12 protein-coding genes are annotated in these 17,562 nt (G+C 31.1%); 5 read left to right on the forward strand and 7 right to left on the reverse strand.

Annotated features, from left to right (window positions below):
* Positions 1–327 precede the first annotated feature (327 nt).
* The 3 genes from abc-f to B7R67_RS08800 all read right to left on the reverse strand — a co-directional run bounded on the left by abc-f (position 328) and on the right by B7R67_RS08800 (position 5,595).
* Positions 328–2,259: a ribosomal protection-like ABC-F family protein gene (abc-f, locus tag B7R67_RS08790; protein WP_088069551.1), complete on the reverse strand. Its 1,932-nt coding sequence runs from the start codon at positions 2,257–2,259 to the stop codon at positions 328–330.
* 712 nt (positions 2,260–2,971) lie between these two features.
* Positions 2,972–3,703, reverse strand: a complete 732-nt coding sequence (locus B7R67_RS08795; RefSeq protein ID WP_088069553.1) for an SIMPL domain-containing protein — start codon at positions 3,701–3,703, stop codon at positions 2,972–2,974.
* A 425-nt stretch (positions 3,704–4,128) separates the two neighbouring features.
* Positions 4,129–5,595 (reverse strand): long-chain-fatty-acid--CoA ligase, encoded by a 1,467-nt coding sequence (locus tag B7R67_RS08800; protein ID WP_088069555.1) that lies wholly within the window; start codon positions 5,593–5,595, stop codon positions 4,129–4,131.
* Between the two features lie 262 nt (positions 5,596–5,857).
* Here B7R67_RS08800 and B7R67_RS08805 point away from each other — a divergent pair, with 262 nt between their 5' ends.
* Positions 5,858–6,937 carry a site-2 protease family protein gene (locus B7R67_RS08805; RefSeq protein ID WP_088069556.1) on the forward strand — a complete coding sequence of 360 codons (1,080 nt, stop codon included), beginning with the start codon at positions 5,858–5,860 and terminating at the stop codon, positions 6,935–6,937.
* 115 nt (positions 6,938–7,052) lie between these two features.
* Here the strand turns inward: B7R67_RS08805 and B7R67_RS08810 are convergent, their stop codons facing one another.
* A complete protein-coding gene (locus B7R67_RS08810; protein WP_088069558.1) occupies positions 7,053–7,544 on the reverse strand; it encodes a GNAT family N-acetyltransferase in 492 nt (163 codons plus the stop codon).
* 408 nt (positions 7,545–7,952) lie between these two features.
* On the opposite strand from B7R67_RS08810, the gene B7R67_RS08815 reads away from it, so the two are divergent.
* Positions 7,953–9,332 (forward strand): DJ-1/PfpI family protein, encoded by a 1,380-nt coding sequence (locus tag B7R67_RS08815; RefSeq protein WP_088069560.1) that lies wholly within the window; start codon positions 7,953–7,955, stop codon positions 9,330–9,332.
* 112 nt (positions 9,333–9,444) lie between these two features.
* On the opposite strand, the gene B7R67_RS08820 is transcribed toward B7R67_RS08815, so the two are convergent.
* Positions 9,445–10,791, reverse strand: coding sequence for a trypsin-like peptidase domain-containing protein (locus B7R67_RS08820; RefSeq protein ID WP_088069562.1), 1,347 nt, complete (start codon positions 10,789–10,791; stop codon positions 9,445–9,447).
* 518 nt (positions 10,792–11,309) lie between these two features.
* Between B7R67_RS08820 and B7R67_RS08825 the strand changes: the two genes are divergently transcribed.
* Entirely contained in the window at positions 11,310–12,608 is a 1,299-nt protein-coding gene (locus B7R67_RS08825; RefSeq protein WP_088069563.1) for an arsenic transporter, read from the forward strand.
* Positions 12,609–13,120: 512 nt separating this feature from the next.
* On the opposite strand, the gene B7R67_RS08830 is transcribed toward B7R67_RS08825, so the two are convergent.
* A complete protein-coding gene (locus tag B7R67_RS08830) occupies positions 13,121–14,461 on the reverse strand; it encodes an aminotransferase-like domain-containing protein (RefSeq protein WP_088069565.1) in 1,341 nt (446 codons plus the stop codon).
* 255 nt (positions 14,462–14,716) lie between these two features.
* Between B7R67_RS08830 and B7R67_RS08835 the strand changes: the two genes are divergently transcribed.
* Positions 14,717–15,643: a DMT family transporter gene (locus B7R67_RS08835; RefSeq protein WP_088069567.1), complete on the forward strand. Its 927-nt coding sequence runs from the start codon at positions 14,717–14,719 to the stop codon at positions 15,641–15,643.
* A 230-nt stretch (positions 15,644–15,873) separates the two neighbouring features.
* On the opposite strand, the gene B7R67_RS08840 is transcribed toward B7R67_RS08835, so the two are convergent.
* The gene (locus B7R67_RS08840; protein WP_088069569.1) at positions 15,874–16,434 is read right to left on the reverse strand and encodes a helix-turn-helix domain-containing protein; all 561 of its coding nucleotides are present in this window, start codon (positions 16,432–16,434) and stop codon (positions 15,874–15,876) included.
* 165 nt (positions 16,435–16,599) lie between these two features.
* On the opposite strand from B7R67_RS08840, the gene B7R67_RS08845 reads away from it, so the two are divergent.
* Positions 16,600–17,478 carry a DMT family transporter gene (locus B7R67_RS08845; protein ID WP_088069724.1) on the forward strand — a complete coding sequence of 293 codons (879 nt, stop codon included), beginning with the start codon at positions 16,600–16,602 and terminating at the stop codon, positions 17,476–17,478.
* Positions 17,479–17,562 lie beyond the last annotated feature (84 nt).

Genomic DNA, 17,562 nt, shown 5'->3' on the forward strand with positions numbered 1-17,562 from the left:
GCGAAACCTGAGCCTCCTCGGCAAGCCTGCGGGGTCTTTAGCCATTCCGCATTTCCCATAGGAGTCGAGCATCCTTTCGTTCCAATAAACTTATTCATTAAAAAAAGTATTCATTAAAAAACGATTTAAATATCCTTTACTTAGAACAAATTTGAAAACGACAACTTTAGGGATTAATTATAAGTGCAACTATCTAAAGACTCATCGATTAGTTAGCTTAATGACCTTTTTTCATATTGACCGTTATCTATTTCAACACTTGAAAAAAGTAACGTCTATATATGACGTTACTTTTTTAAGTAGATTTAACTTTGATAACTGGAATGTTTACAAACTAACCCACAATTCCATAACCGATTCCAATTCTTTGTTTAATTCAGTTTTCTTACAATATAAAGAATTAAGTTTTTTATAATCTTCCTCAACTGCCATAGCTAATTCGATTTCATATATTTCCTTTTCAAGTATGTTGATTCTTTCGAAAGCTTTGGATTTTTTTGCTTCCAAGTTCGTATTTTCGTTCTTCCATTTCACTTTTTTAATTTTTTCTATTTTTACGTTTTCTTCTTTCAAATCTTCTGTTTTTTGAGCACTTAATTTTTCTTTCATGCTTTTATAATCATCATAATTGCCAGGGTAGCTTTTTAATGCAAAGTCCTCTACAGCAATCACTCTTTGACCCATTTTATTAATAAAATATCGATCATGCGAGATAAAGAAAATTGTGCCATCAAAATCTTCAAGTGCTTCTTCAAGTGTTTCGATTGAATCGATATCTAGATGATTTGTAGGTTCATCTAAGATTAATAAATTGATGTCTTGGAATAAAAGCATTCCTAATTTAAGCCTAATTCGCTCTCCACCCGACAAAAATCTAACTTTTTTAAAGACTGTTTCTTTATAAAACATAAATTTTGAAAGATATTCTCTTGCTTTCCCTTCAGGTAATGAAATATCTTCTCTAAAGCATTCTAATACTGTCATTTCTTCGTTTTTAAAAGTGATTTTCTGTGGTAAATATGCGGTCAACACGTTTGCTCCTAGTTGTACGACGCCATTATCTGATTGTTCTTCACCTAATAACATCTTCATAAATGTAGTTTTGCCACTACCATTAGGACCAATCAGTCCGACTCTTTCCCCATACTTAACTAGCAAATCCGCGTTTTGAAAAATCACCTTATTTTCATAACTTTTCGAGAGACCGATTGCCTTGATCGTTTCATTTCCAGATCTAGTTGTTGCTTTTATATCTAATCTCATATTTTGTTTTTCAAAAACTGGTTTATCGATTCGATTCATTTTATCGAGCTTTTTCTGAATACTTGCAGCTCTTTTAAAAAACTTATTATTATCAGCTCGCATCGCCCAGTCTCTTAAATTTGTCACGGTCTTTTCCATTGAGTTAATCTTTTTTTGCTGCTCTCTAAAATGTTCAAATTGAATCCGTAAATTTTCTTCTTTTTGCTCAACAAAAGATGAATAATTCCCCTTGTACGAAATAGATTCCATATCCTCAATTTCAACAATTTTTGTAACGACACGATCTAAAAAATATCGATCATGAGATACAATCAAAACGATTCCTTTATAATTTTTTAGATAGCTTTCTAACCATTCAATTGAATCCATATCCAAATGATTTGTAGGCTCATCTAGTAACAGAATGTCGGGATTATTGATTAAGAGCTTACCTAGTACTACTGTTGTTTTTTCACCGCCACTTAATAAATCAAAATCTTTATTTAAAAAGACTTCATCAAATTTAAGTCCAGTACAAACCTTACCAAGTTTTTCTTGTCTTTCATACCCACCTTTTACTTCAAATAATTGTGCTAGATCACTATATTTTTTTATCGCTTTTTCTAATGCAGTATTTTCTAAGACTTTCATTTGTTCTTCTAGTTCTCGCATTTGATTTTCTATTTTATCGATTTCTTCAAAAGCCAAATTTAAAACATCGATTACTTTTAAGTTTTTAGGATAAACTGGCATTTGTTCTAAATATGCAGTTGTGATTCCTTTTGGTATAAAGTTAATTAAACCTTCATCATACCCATAACTGGTTGTTTGAGGATAACCTGGGTAATAATTCATAGGTTCTATACCTGCTATTATTTTCAGAATCGTGCTCTTTCCACTACCGTTTACTCCAACAATTCCAATTTTATCGCCTTCATAAGCTTCAAAAGAAATATTTTTAACAACTAGTGTTGCATCCATATATTTTTTAAGTCCATTTACTTTTAATTCGAACATATAATTTCCTTCTTTCATCCATAATCTTAGTTACGCATTTATGGACAAGGTAAAGAAGAGAACTTCGATACGATTTGACTATTTAATTAGGTTTTTACTGTAAAATATAAATTTAATTAAATTTTCGTACTAAATAAAAAAGACTATAAGAAGAGTTTCTTCTCACAGTCTAATAAACAAAGTGATTTAAATTATAGAGACAATTTACGCATATAACCATACGCTTAAACATCCCACATCAGTTAGTATAAATACTGATGGAATACTTCAAAAAACTATAAAAAGTATTCATTAAATAATCATCTCGATATCAGTTAAGTAAGTTAGCTTCTAATTTGCCTTAATTCCATAAGAGCATAACAAATAAACCTATAATCTAGGCAAATTTACACTCATTACAAAATTCATATTAATTTGAAATAAATTAATATCAGCAATTAGTCGGCATCATAAACTTACTTTCCTCCTTCGAAATTTTCTATATTATCTCATTTTTCCATTTATTTGTAAATGCTAACATTAAAAAGGGTTAATAAATTACTTCTATTCATAAAGAAGGTTGTTTCTTCAAAAGGATACTCGCTAGTAGTGGATCTTCAGCCTCCTTGGTAAAAAATCCCTCACGCTACATTAACCGTGGTAATAAACTCACTAATTTAATCACTCTCTCTTCCTATCGAAACCAATTTTTCTAGAATGAATACTGTTATCTTTAAAAGTTTACAAAATTAAACATTGCCTGAACTGATGCTGTTATTTTTATCTGACTTTCCTGAATTGGGGTAGATGAGCCGCTGAATGCTGCTGTCATTGTGACAGAGGATAAAGGACGTATGATTTGCATTCCCTCTTCAGCCAACCAAATTGGAACACTGTTAATGGATAGCCCTAGGGATTTTGCAATGTTTTCTGCATTATATTTTGCATTTAAAGTTGCTTTTTGTAACGCCTCTGCATAATAAGGTTCCGGATTTGAAACTTCAAATGTTAGATTCCTAACTTCATTTGCCCCATTTTCAACTGCAACATCTATGACTTTACCAATATTTGCAAGATCCTTTACCATCACTTTGAAAATATGACTCACTCGATATCCCTTAAAAACTTGCTGTGAATCATGGTAATCAACGATTCGATCAATTGTATACGAATTTGATTCAATCTCTTCTTGGTTTATCCCTATGTTTTTTAAAGCATCAATTATTTTATTTGAAATTTCCGCATTCTTTGCTTGAGCGTTTTGTACTTTCATATCTTCTACTACAGGGCCTAATAATATATACGACTGATTCGGCTTTACAGATACTTCTCCCTTACCGGTTACTTTAATCGTATAATTACTATTAGTAGTATTCCGCGAATGAAAATTACTTTGGTATTGACGCGTTGGATGGTCATATCGCATTGGTGAATAATGACTATTTAATGGATAAATCTTACTCACATCCTTAAAATTAAACCTTTTGTATTTATGCCCATTTATTGTATGCTCCAGTTTTTTTTAGGTGATTAATCGATTAAATTAGAAAAAGGAAAGGATTTCTCCATTCCGATCATTACAATTCAGTATCTTAACATCCTTATAGTGTTTAAGCTCAACGCATACAGTATTCTCTTTACCATCGTTGACCTTACCAGTTCTTTTATACGTAAATTTAGGATAGGAATTACTTAGAGGAAATCAATAAAATTCTCTACAGGCTTTTCCTATCTGTTTATTCCTGCTTTCCCTTGTTCCTGCTCTTAATGAAGCGAGCATCCTGAAATGCAAATCAACCTTCTTTTAAAAAAAGTCAAATAAAAAGACAGACCAATGATCTTAAAATAGGTCTGTCCTTACACTACATTTTTTGTAAATTTTAAAGATAATTACTTAAGTTTTCTTTTTAAAATTTTACCAGTACTATTCTTTGGTAGTTCGTTTACAAAATAAATTTGTTTAGGTACTTTATAATAAACAAGTGCTTTTTTACAAAAATCCATGATTTCGCTTTTTGAAAGTGATTGATTTGAGACTACAAGATATGCACATACGCTTTCTCCAACGATATCGTCTGGTTTTCCAACTACTGCTGCTTCAATAATATCAGCATGTTTATATAGATGTTCTTCTATTTCTCTGGGATAAACATTATAACCATTTGTTATAATAACATCTTTTTTACGATCTAGTAGATATAAATAGCCTTCTTCATCTTTTTTACCTAGATCTCCTGTTTTAAACCAACCGTTAATAAATGCTTTTTTTGTTTCCTCTTCTTTATTTAAATAGCCACTCATGACATTGGGACCTTTAGCAACAACTTCACCAACTTCACCAGTTGGAACTTCTTCACCATTTTCATTGAAAATTTTGGTCTCTACGCTAGGTATATCCAGACCAACTGAACCTGGTTTACAAAGACCACGATATGGATTGAAGGTAAGAACTGGAGCTGTTTCAGATAATCCATATCCTTCGACGATTAAAATATTATATTTCTCTTGAATTGAGTGCAATAATTCAATTGGGATTGAAGCTCCCCCAGAAATACAAGCTCTCAAACTACTAAAATCGTTTGCTGTAGCACCTTCCAATTGATATAAATAATTATAAATTGTCGGTACCGCAGCAATTAACGTAGCTTCTTCTTTTTTAATTACCTCAACTAAATCAACTGGATGAAATTTAGGAAGTATGATTGTCGATGCCCCTTTTAACAAAATCATGTTTACACATAATGTTAGGCAAAATGAATGAAACATAGGTAGTACTGCTATCATTCGATCATCTTCTCGTAATTCGATTAACTTCGTAAAATCATTCGCATTTTCAATTAAATTTGAATGTGTTAACATAGCACCTTTAGGATTTCCAGTTGTTCCGGATGTATAGAGAATAACTGCTATATCATTTTGATGAATTTCAATTTCTTTTAATTGAGGATTGTTATTTTCTTTTTGTTGTATTTCATCTATTAAAATCATACTTATTTTTGATGTTTTTTCTATAACGTTTTTTAATTTTTCTTTCTGTTCACTTGTCGATATAACAAGTTTTGTTGAAGAGTCTTTAAATATATAGCTGATCTCACTTTCAGTTAAAGCCGGATTTAAAGGAATAACGATTGCACCGAGTTTTAAAATTGCTAAATAAGTTTGAACAAATTCAGGAGAATTCCCAAGCAAAAGCGCAATTTTATCTCCCTTTTTAATATTCTGTTCAATTAAACTTTGGGCTAGGTTTTCACTAGAAGAGATAAGCTCTTCGTAGTTAGTTTTGTTTCCATTATATATATAAACGATATTTTTGCTTTTATTATTAGCTACTTCTTTAACCATTTCATAAATATTCATTTACTTATCAATCCTTAGTTCGTTTTTATGTAATTAAATATTTTAGTAAAATACAAAAGTTAGAAAGACAACTTTCTAACCTTCTCTTTAATCCATCTATTGTATTATTTATAAACTTTTTGTTCACATTTAAATGGTACTTAAGTTGGCAAAAGCCAAACTTTAGTCCCTATTTCACTTTAAACTTAACAAACTACTATTTTTTAATGATATAATTTTTATACTGCATAATCATATCATAATTAGCGAGAAGGTGAAATGTATGACTCAGCCAATGATCAATAATAAGACGAAAAAGTCTTTAACAAGAATTGGTGTTTTAGTCGCTCTAATTGGTACGAAACTGAAACTAATTTTACCACTTTTAAAAGCTGCCAAATTCTTATCCTTTTTAAGTATGATCTTTTATTTATTTGTTTATGGTCTAACTTTTGGATGGTATTTTGCATTTGCATTACTTTATTTACTAATTTGTCATGAGGGCGGTCATTTAATTGCTGCTAAACAAAAAGGGTTACCGACTTCACCTGCGTTTTTTATCCCTTTTGTAGGAGCGGTTATTTCAATGAAGGAAATGCCAAAGGATGCAGTGACAGAATCTTATGTAGCATTTGGTGGCCCATTATTAGGTTTAATCTCAATTTTGCCAGCTATCCCATTATATCACTATACTCATAATGAGTTTTTCGGTTTAGTAATCGCGTTAGGTTGTATTCTAAATTTGTTTAATTTAATTCCTATTTCTCCTCTCGATGGAGGAAGAATTTTAAGCGTATTACCACCGATTTTTTGGTTTATCGGCATTATGTTAATGTTCGTATTTGTATTCTATCAGCCTAATTTTATCGCATTTTATATCATTTTCTTAGGAATTATGACTTTTATTAAACGGATTAGAGAATCATTCCAATTAAAAGTAATTAAAGCGAAAATTAAGCTATATGAACATACGATTAAACAGTTTCAGTTTGGAATTTTTAATGTTTTCAATCACCCTCCTTTCGTTAAGCGATTTTTCTTCCCGTTTTTTGAAGATGATAAAAAATTAGAGAATGAACTTCAGAAGGAACGTATTGAAATTAATTATTTTATTCGCTCAGTAGGAATACGTGTAGATGAAACAGACATCGAATGGCGAGATTATATTGATGAAAAAATTCAAGAAATTAGAGATCGAAAAATCGAACCTTTAATGAAAGAGCAAGAGACACTAGAAACATATTATATTTCTAGTAATCGAAAAAAATGGCAAATTTTTATAGCTTACATAATCTTAGTAAGTAGTCTAGCTTTATTAGGATTTTGGAGTTACGGATTAATTGAACATGTTTTATACAGATAAAAAAGAACCTATTTTGATCATCCGTTCAAAATAGGTTCTTTTTATATTTTGCTTTCTTAAAACGGCCTGCTCTAGTCCACCCGTTTTTCTTTCTTAGACTTATCATTCAATTAATCTATTCTACCAAATATTGATAGAATATTTTATCGACCTTCATAATTGGAAAATTCTCAGGTAAATCGGCATGTGCAATGCTTGCAAATCCATTTTTTTCATAGAATCTATGAGCGGCTAAAAATTGTGGTGTTGTCCCAAGATAAATTGCTTTTATTGACTTTTCTCTCGCCCATTTAATGGCATTATTTAATAAAAGACTTGCAGTATTAAACTTTGAACCTCTATATTCTTTGTTTACAAACATCTTTCTTAATGCAACTTCTTGATTACCTATGTCTAATAAACTAATAGTACCCACTACTTTATTGCCATAAAGAGCCACCCAAAAGTTCCCGTTACCATTCTGATAAAAATCTTCAATCGTAAACAAGTCAGGCTGGTCATCCTTCGTTATTTTTATATTGTATTCTTGTTGCTGAACAGCAAGAATTAAATCTACTACTTGAGTTTGATAATCATTAGAGTATTCTTTCACAATAGGATTGTTCAAAAATTTACACCACCTTAAAATATTTACATTTTACTGTTTCGATCTTGCCACTTGTCTTTATTCACCATTAACATTAAATTCAATATATAATCGAGATATCCTCCTACTTATTACTAAACAGGCAAAAAAAAAGAACCATTAAGCAAAATAAATGATTATTTGTTCTAGATACAGTTTATTTCTTCTCACTTGATATCGTTTTTTTGTGCAAACAGAGACAATTTCAGTCTCTGTCTTTTTTCATGGTCTGAAACCAGTTAGGTCTGAAGTCTGAAAGCGAAATCAAGCTCAAGCATGATTACCAAAGTTGTATAAAAACCGTACTATAAAACCAAGAAACAAATACCCTGCAGGGGTACTTTAAGTTTTGGGATTTACTAGACCAATTTCTGAAGGAGGATTTATAAAATGAAAATATTGCTCATTCGTTTAGCTGTTTATGTTTTGATTTTAGTTGTGTTTGTAGGAGGGATTGGGTTCTATGGCTATAATCGCCATCAAAAAGATTTTTACTTAAACGTCCGCCATGAGCCAGTTCCATCATTACAAGGAGTGAAAGTCCCTCAATATAATCCACATAAACCTACTGTAGCCGTTGTGATGGCGGATTCATCAATGCCATCTGAAGATTTCGATTTTCTTATTCCATACACACTGTTTTCTATGACGGATGCTTACAATGTATATGCTGTTGCACCGGACAAAAACATCAAGTCTTTATCAGGAGGCTTAGATGTAATCCCACATTACTCTTATAAAGAACTGGATAACCTATTAAATAAAAGTCCAGATATAATTGTTGTTCCTTATATGGACATAATTGATGAAAAGAAATATCAACCAACTCGCTCATGGATTCAAAAACATTCCATCAGTAAAACGACAACGTTTTTAAGTATTTGTGGTGGATCATTAAATCTTGCTGATGCAGGTTTATTAAAAGGAAAATCTGCCACTTCACACTGGCAAGCTTTACCACTATTAATCAGAAAATATACTGATACAAATTGGAAAGCGGATGTGCGGTATGTTCAAGATGGAAACGTCTTAACTACAGCCGGTCAAAGCGCAGGTATCGATGGAGTACTTCACTTAATATCTGAGAAACTAGGAGAACCAGTTGCCTCAAAAATAGCTAAGGAAATCAGTTATCCATCGTACCAATTCGTTCAAAATCCAAAAGTGAAACCTTTTTCTATGAATAGTAAATTTGCAACCTATATACTAAATCTTGGATTTAATTGGAATAAGAAACAAAATGGAGTTCTTCTTTATAAAGACATGAATGAAATAGCATTATCTTCTATCTTTGATTCTTATGGAGACACTGGAACTACACAAATCTTGACTGTGTCTAGCTCGAATGTCCCAATTACTACGAAACACCATCTTACTATACTAGCTAGGTATCAACTATCTAATACTCCAAAATTAGATAAAATGATCATACCTGGTGGAGACGCAAAATCATTAGCGGCAGCAGATATTAAGCTTTGGAGAGAAAAAGGCAATGCGAAAGAGACGATCCTTATCCATAGTGATTCACCAAATAGATATGTATTCGAAGCGCCATTAGAAGACTTAGCGAAACAAGAAGACCTATTAACTGCCAAACATGCTGTGAAACGATTCGAATATCGCTCAAACGGTATACATCTTGAGGGCAAACCATACCCTTTTGAAACTTATGGTAATTTACTTCTAACAGTTATCATAGCGTTGTTTGTAGCTTTCATCATTGACAGGCGCTTTATTATGAAGAAACCAATTTTCAAATCCTTTAAATAATCTTAAAGATCCTTCCTGATTGGAAGGATCTTTTTTATAATGAAAGAATTGTATTTCTTTTCATGTTAAGTAAACAGTAAAGGACTCCACAAATGGAGCCCTTCTCTCTTACTTATTTTATTAATACAGATAGTAAATAATCTTTTCCAGCGTCATTGTATTTTGCTTGTGGGTCAACATAAACACCTATATGATAGAGTCCCGGTTCAAGATCCTCTTCCAAATTACAGTAATAAACCTTTCTTACATCATCCCACTCAAGATCACAAACTTCAATGAAATTCCCATCAGCATCATAAAGTGAAAATGTAAGATCTTCAGTATAATTTGAATCTGTTGTTGTTCCTATAATTGAGACAGATTTATAATCTGTTATTAAGAAATAATATACATCTTGGTCCTTGTTACTAGAAAATGTTCCATGCAAAACTGCCTCTGAATATGGAATATAATCAGCGTCATCGAATGAATCGTTATCTTCTACTTCATTGACATTACCTTTACCATGTGCAGGAACATAATATTCACGATTAATATTAATTAATTGATAATTTGAATTAGCCGGAACTTGTTTGTATACATTTACTGGAATGGCATAATTCATGTTTTGAGCACCAACATAGCCCCAGTCATTTATTCCGATTACTTCACCGTAAACATTGATTAATACGCCACCAGAGTTACCATGATTAATGGAAGCTGATGTCTGTATGTATGAATTTTTATCATAAATAACGTTTCTATTACTAACGATACCTTCAGTAATCGAATTTTGAACGCCTTCAGGAGAACCTAGAGCGTACACTTTTTCACCAGTACTTACTTTATTTGAGTCACCTAGAGTGACAACTGGTAAATTTGTTGGACCGTCAACTTTTAGTATAACAAGATCCTTATCTGCATTGTACCCTACTGCTTTTTTTGTCTGGTATGTTACTCCATTAGCAAGACGTACCTTTACGTAAGAAATTTCCGTTATATCAGTTACTACATGATGATTTGTAACGATTTTCCCATCTTTTGAAACAATGAATCCACTACCACTTGCAACTGCTTTGTTATATTTATTGTATGCCTCGATATAAACCACACTAGGATTAACTTTATCAAAAGCTTCTTTTGCTGATAATTGTTTTTTAGAAACCGTAACAGTTGCTACACTTTTAATATTTAATTTTGGAACTGATACAGTGATGTTTGCTGAACCTGACTTTAATGCGGTTACTTTCCCATTTTTTACTGTTGCAACTCCACTGTTACTTGTAGACCAAACTACAGGGTTTTTCTTAATATTTTGGGCTGTAAACGTTAATTGTTTGCTTTGTCCAGTGTAAAGACTTACCTTTGTTTGTGCTAGCTTAATAGATGGTTTTATGATAGCTGCAGATGCGCTACTTGTATAAACTTGTAAAATCAAAAAAACCATTAATAATAAAATAAGATTCCTTAATCTTTTCAAAAACTCATCTCCTTTTCCAATTTAATTGGCTAATAATAAAAACCAAATAACAATTTCCATAATTACCCAATACTTATATCGTCTATCCTTAGTGAAACTTAAGAAATTAATAAAAAATGATTAAAAAAGTACTAGTGTAATAGATTGTAGGGGTGATTGTTCATGAAAAATACCTTTAATTATCATTACTCTGCGCTTAAACAATAAAAACAACAAAAAGCGGTTCGAACATATTAACATACAAAAAAAGAAGGATAGAAATTAGCTTCTATTTCTATCCTTCTTTTTTTATTATAAATGACCTTACTATTTGTGTTTTGGTTTAACTGCCTTAATTCTTGTAAATATACTTTGTGAAATACTTCATTTACTATATAGATAGAAATAGAAAAGTTAATTAGATTCCAATGAAAGATAACTTAATGTGTGTTATCTTTTTATGTCTAGTCTTTTTTACACTTAATTGTTATACTAGTAAATTTATAGTTAAACTCCGTAATTAGAAAGGTGAAGATATTTTGGTTTCAATCATTCTTACATCAATCATTTTTGTATTAACACTTATACTGATCATTTGGAGACCGAAAAATCTTTCCGTGGGATTAATCGCATGCATTGGTGCCGGTTTATCATTAATTTTAGGCCTAGTTGATTTTCATGATGTAATTGAAGTGACAAACATTGTTTGGAACGCAACGTTTGCTTTAATTGCAGTAATTATTATTTCTTTAGTCCTTGACGAAATCGGTTTTTTTGAATGGGCAGCTTTGCATATGGTAAGATCAGCAAAGGGAAACGGAATAAAGATGTTTGTTTATATAAACCTTCTTGGAGCGTTAGTCACCGCATTCTTTACGAATGATGGAGGAGCATTAATTCTCACTCCAATTATATTAGCGATGGTTCGAAGTTTAAAATTAAATGAAAAAATAGTATTTCCTTTTATCATAGCTAGTGGATTTATATCAGATACAACATCTTTACCATATGTAGTTAGTAATTTGGTAAATATTGTATCTGCTGATTTTTTTAAAATAGGATTTTTACAATACACATATAATATGATTGTTCCAAATCTATTTTCATTAGTTTCAAGTATAATAGTTTTGTATTTTTACTTTAGAAAAGTCATCCCTAAAACGTACGATCTTTCTCATATAAAGAAACCAGTTGATGCCATAAAAGATAAAAAAATGTTTCATATATCCTGGATCGTATTATTTTTGTTATTAATGGGGTATTTTGTAGGTGAATTACTTTCGATTCGAGTATCGATTATCGCTGGTATAGTTGCCATTATTTTCCTTATCATGGCAAAAAGAAGCGAGGTTGTTAATACAAAAAAAGTATTAAAAGAAGCACCTTGGTCGATTGTATTTTTTTCAATCGGGATGTATTTAGTCGTGTATGGATTAAAAAATGCTGGATTAACAAATATATTATCAGACCTTATTCAATCAATCGCACACCAAGGACTATTTTATGCGACATTTTGTATGGGATTTATCTCAGCAATTCTTGCATCTGTAATGAATAATCTACCAACTGTTATGATTAATTCTTTAGCAATCCAGAATACACATCTAACAGGGATAATGAAAGAAAGTCTAATTTATGCAAACGTAATTGGTTCTGACTTAGGTCCTAAAATGACACCTATTGGTTCATTAGCGACACTATTATGGCTTCATGTCCTAGCTAAAAAAGGAATTAAAATTTCGTATGGCACATATTTAAAAATAGGAATTGTCATAACAATTCCAGTATTATGTTTTACATTACTTGGACTATTTTTATGGTTACAATTAATCCACTGAGTTTGAATTACGGTTGACAAAATAAACATAAAATCGTTTTATTTATTCAACTTACCATTCGTTAGGCAGATTAATGATGCTATCTCCAAATAGATCTTAATATAATCGCTAAGCATCAATAATCCAGTTAATCACCAATTTATAAGATACAAAAAGCACCTCTTTGGTGCTTTTTGTTCAAAGTGATTAAATATATATCGGTCAATATGAAAAAAGGTCATTAATGAAAGGATGCTCGACTCCTATGTAAAAGGCAGGGAAGGCAGATAGGAATTTAGGAATTCAATAAAATTCTCTAATGTCTTTTAATATCTTTTCCTTTTACTTTCCCCTTGATCCTGCATTTCCTTGTTCCTGCTCTTAAGCATGCATACTGTAGTGGAAATGAACATCACTCAACTTCCTTTACGAAAATTTGATAGTTATTTTACAAGATTATTACCTTGTACAAAAAGCACCTCTTTGGTGCTTTTTCTAGTTTAATAGGTTATTGAACCGAAAAGTATCGATGTTCATTTAAAGTAATTGCTAGTGTCATTTATTGAACTTCCAATTTGTTTTATTCCTTTTTCAATATCTGTCGGCACACAATTTGAAACGTTGATTTTTAATATTCTTTCTTGATAATAGTTATTTAAATAGTTTGGTTTTATCGATTCAACTTGAATATTATGTTCATCTAATTGTTTAATTAATGCAGTCAGATCAACTTGCTTTGGCAAAACAATATGACTATGCATTACGAACTCGCTAGCGTACTTGAAATTTTTTAGATGTGTTTTTAAAGATGTTTGAAGTATTTCAGCACGGGCTAGATATTTATCTCTGACTTGTTTTTGATAATGTTCAAACATACCACTTTTTAAGTACAGCTCTATAGCTGCTTGTGAAATCATCGAACTATCAATATCAATTACTTTTTTATATTGCTGAAAAGTTTCGATTAATGAATCTGGTAAAACTGCTATACCAATACGTAAACCTGGGAACATAATTTTCGAAAAACTTTTTAAGTAAATAACACGTCCATGTAGATCATTTGCAAACAGGGGATCATTTTTCTTCCTATATTCAAAATCTGCTAAATAATCATCCTCTACAATATAAACATTGTATTTATGTGCTAATTTTAAGATTTCTAATTTTTCTTTTTTATTATAGGAAGTTCCTAATGGGTTTTGAAATCTAGGCATAGTATAAAAAAATTTAATATCACCCTCGCGGAAAATTCGTTCGAGTTCTTGTAGATTAATCCCCTCTATTGCTCGCTTTATTCCTATTACAGGTAATTTATAAAGTTTTACTAAGTCCATGTATAAATGATAACTTGGCTGCTCAACTAAAATCTTAGTTTTATTATTTGAAAAAGGCATAGTACTCAGTAAAAAAAGAGCTTGCTGGATGCCTGAAGTAATAAATATTTGTTTTCTTTGAGAAAACACTTGATATGATTTTAATAATTTTTCAACCTCATTTATTAAAGACGGTAAGCCCTTATCGGTACCATATCGAAATAAATCAGCTTGAAATGTATCAATCGCTTTATTTAAACAATGTTGGAAGTCTTGATACGGAAACGAATGCCAATTAGGAGCTGAAGTCGCAAAGTCAATTTTACTCGTTTTAGATGGTTCTTGAAAAATCTTATGTTCAACGACATAAAAACCACTTTTAGGTCTTGCATAAATAAGATGTTGATTTTCTAATTTCTCAAGTGCAGTAAGAATACTACTATTACTACAAGAAAATTGTTCGGCTAAATTTCGTATTGATGGAATCTTTGAACCAGCTTTTAACTCTCCGGATTGAATTTGGGTTAGTATGGATTGATACACATATTCATATTTGAGCATGATCTAACTCCTTTAAAAGATACTGTATTTATCCTGTATCGGTACAGATGTTTAACTTTTAAACGTTAAGTACGTCCGGTTCAAAATTTAGTATAGGGAAAGCTAAATTTCTAGGAGCAGGCTTATAAACCTCCTTCTTCAATCTTATGGCGAATCATTCTGTACCGATACAGATACAAATTATTTACCTCGATTAGCATTCGTTTTTTACATAAGATTAGCATTAACAATGCTTATTAATAGGGGGAAAAACTTATGACGGATAAAAGAAAAGCTTATCTAGCGATTACTATTTGTTCTTTAATCATTGGTTTATCATTTCTTTTTGTAAAACAAACGTTAACAATAGCAACACCACTTGATACTTTAGCACATCGTTTTACTATTGCTTGGCTTGTTGCTACGATCATATTAATCTGTAAGAAGGAAAAGATTAGGATTAAGAGAGCTGATTTTGTTAAAATATCATTTCTTTCCATCTTTTACCCTGTCTTATTTTTCTCTTTGCAAATTTTTGGGTTAATGCATACAACCTCCTCTGAAGCAGGTGTAATACAGGCTACAGTTCCAATATTTACTTTGATACTAGCCAATTTACTATTAAATGAATCTTCAACAATTGTACAAAAATTTGCGATATTCACTTCCGTTCTCGGGGTAATTTATATTATGTATATGAATGGCGTGAAGAACATTAATACTAGTATCATAGGTAGTATCCTAATCTTACTATCAGCACTTGCAAACTCAATTTATAATGTTTTAACAAAAAAACTCATTCAACAATATTCATTATTTACAATCACATATTTCATTATTCTAGTTGGGTTTATTGTATTTAACGGGATAACACTATTTTTACATTTAAAAAACGGTACAATTCAACAATTTATCCAGCCTCTTAAACACAATGAATTTATAATTGCTATATTCTATTTAGGGATCTTTTCTTCTTTAGGTACATCCTTTCTTTCAAATTATGCTTTATCAAAATTACCAACTTTTCAGATCAGTGTATTTCATAATTTATCTACACTTATTACGATTTTAGTTGGTATTCAATACCTTAATGAATCATTCCATTATTATCATATACTCGGTAGTTTTCTTATTATCTTCGGGGTTGTAGGTGTAAATTATTTTAATAAAAAAATAACCCCTGATAAACAATTCGTAAAATAAATATGTATTTCAAAAAAGTGACTATCGTAAATTAACTTACTTATAGTCACTTTTTCTACTTAATTACGTTTTTTGAAAAATATTAGAATTCCACACTCTAATTTATCTTAGTTACTTAGATTAAATGGAGTATTTTTGTTCAATTAAGCTAAGTTAATCGACGAAATATTCCTTTTCATACCTTGAACAGAAATGACCATTTTTATTATTTTGTTCTGATGAGCTTCTATTTAAACTAAAGCAGGAGTTAGTACGAATAAAATATAATTGGATTCATCACTTTTGTTTATAAATCTGTGTTTAACATTTGGTGGGATGCGTACAACATCTCCTTCGTCTAAAAAATATTCGGTACCTTCAAGTTCAACATAAGCCTGGCCCTTCATAACGACAGCAATTTCTTCTTTATCTTCGTGTGAATAGTAACTTTCCGTAGTATTTGCGTTTGCATTTAATTCCATCATTAAAAGTTCAATACGTGCTTTCATAAAGTCTGGTGTTAACACATCATAGACAATATGGTTGCTATTTTCACGATATACCCTTTTTCGATCACGTTTTCTCGAAATGAGTGAATCAGTATCAATTTCATTAATGAAGAGGGTAAAGAGTGGGACATTCAATGCCTGGGCAATGAGTTCTAGTACACTTAACGAGGGATTAGCTTGTCCTCTTTCTAATTGGCTTATAAGTGAAGTGCTGATTCCTGCATATTCGGCAAATTCACGAATTGTCATTCCATTTTTTTTACGATAATTTAATACCGTTTGCCCTAAGCGATGATTGTTCATAGTAAAGTTCCTTTCTAAAATAATGTATGTTTAACCCCTTTTGTGCTGACATACTAAACAAGGAGAATTAATTCTTTTATCTATTACATAAATATTTTATACTTACGTTTGTACATTATAATATATATTTTTTATTATTTTAAACACGCAAAGGGGGAAACCGAACTGAAATCACCACTTATTTCTTACATCACTTTATTTTTTGGTGTATTTGCCTTATCTACTTCAGCCATCTTCGTAAAATTAGCAGATGCACCTGCGACAATAACGGCATTCTATAGGATGTTTTTTGCAACACTAATGCTTTTGCCATTTTTATTATTCAATAAAAAGAACCGAAAAGAATTATGTTCATTATCTAAAAAACAATGGGGACTTGGTTTATTATCGGGTGGATTTCTAGCCATACATTATGTATTGTGGTTTGAGTCATTAAATTACACTTCTGTAGCAAGTTCAACGGTTATCGTGACATTGCAGCCACTTTTTTCGATGGTTGGTGGCTACTTCCTATTTAAAGAGCGCTTCAATAAAGGGTCTGTAATGGGCTGTCTCGTAGCGATTGTTGGAAGTATTGTCATTGGGTGGCAAGACTTTCAAATTAGTGGACAGGCGTTATTTGGTGATATACTTGCTTTTGTTGCAGCAGGCGTCATTACTGCCTACTTCTTCATTGGTCAGCATGTTCGTAAAACGCTTTCTCTTATCCCATATTCAGTGATCGGTTATGCCAGTAGTGCACTTTTTTTAAATATTTTTACGTTTAGCCAGCAAACTTCTTTCGTTCATTATCAAACACAAACATGGTTGTACTTTATTGGTTTAGCGTTTATTGCAACGATATTAGGACAAACGATTTTTAATTGGCTGTTGAAATGGCTAAGTACCTCAGTTATTTCAATGAGCATATTAGGAGAAACGATTGGAACTTGTATACTTGCATATTTTATTTTGGATGAAGTTATTTCTTTACAACAAGGTATCGGAATCATACTCATTTTATTCGGTTTAGCATTATTTTTACTACAGCAAAGAAAACAATAAATATAATAGATTAATTGGTAATACGAGACTGATTTAATTGAAGAACTTTTTTTGAAACATATCTTTTAAAGTAAAATCGTTTCT

This window comes from Gottfriedia luciferensis, assembly GCF_002156865.1.
In the GTDB taxonomy this organism is placed as follows: domain Bacteria; phylum Bacillota; class Bacilli; order Bacillales; family Bacillaceae_G; genus Gottfriedia; species Gottfriedia luciferensis.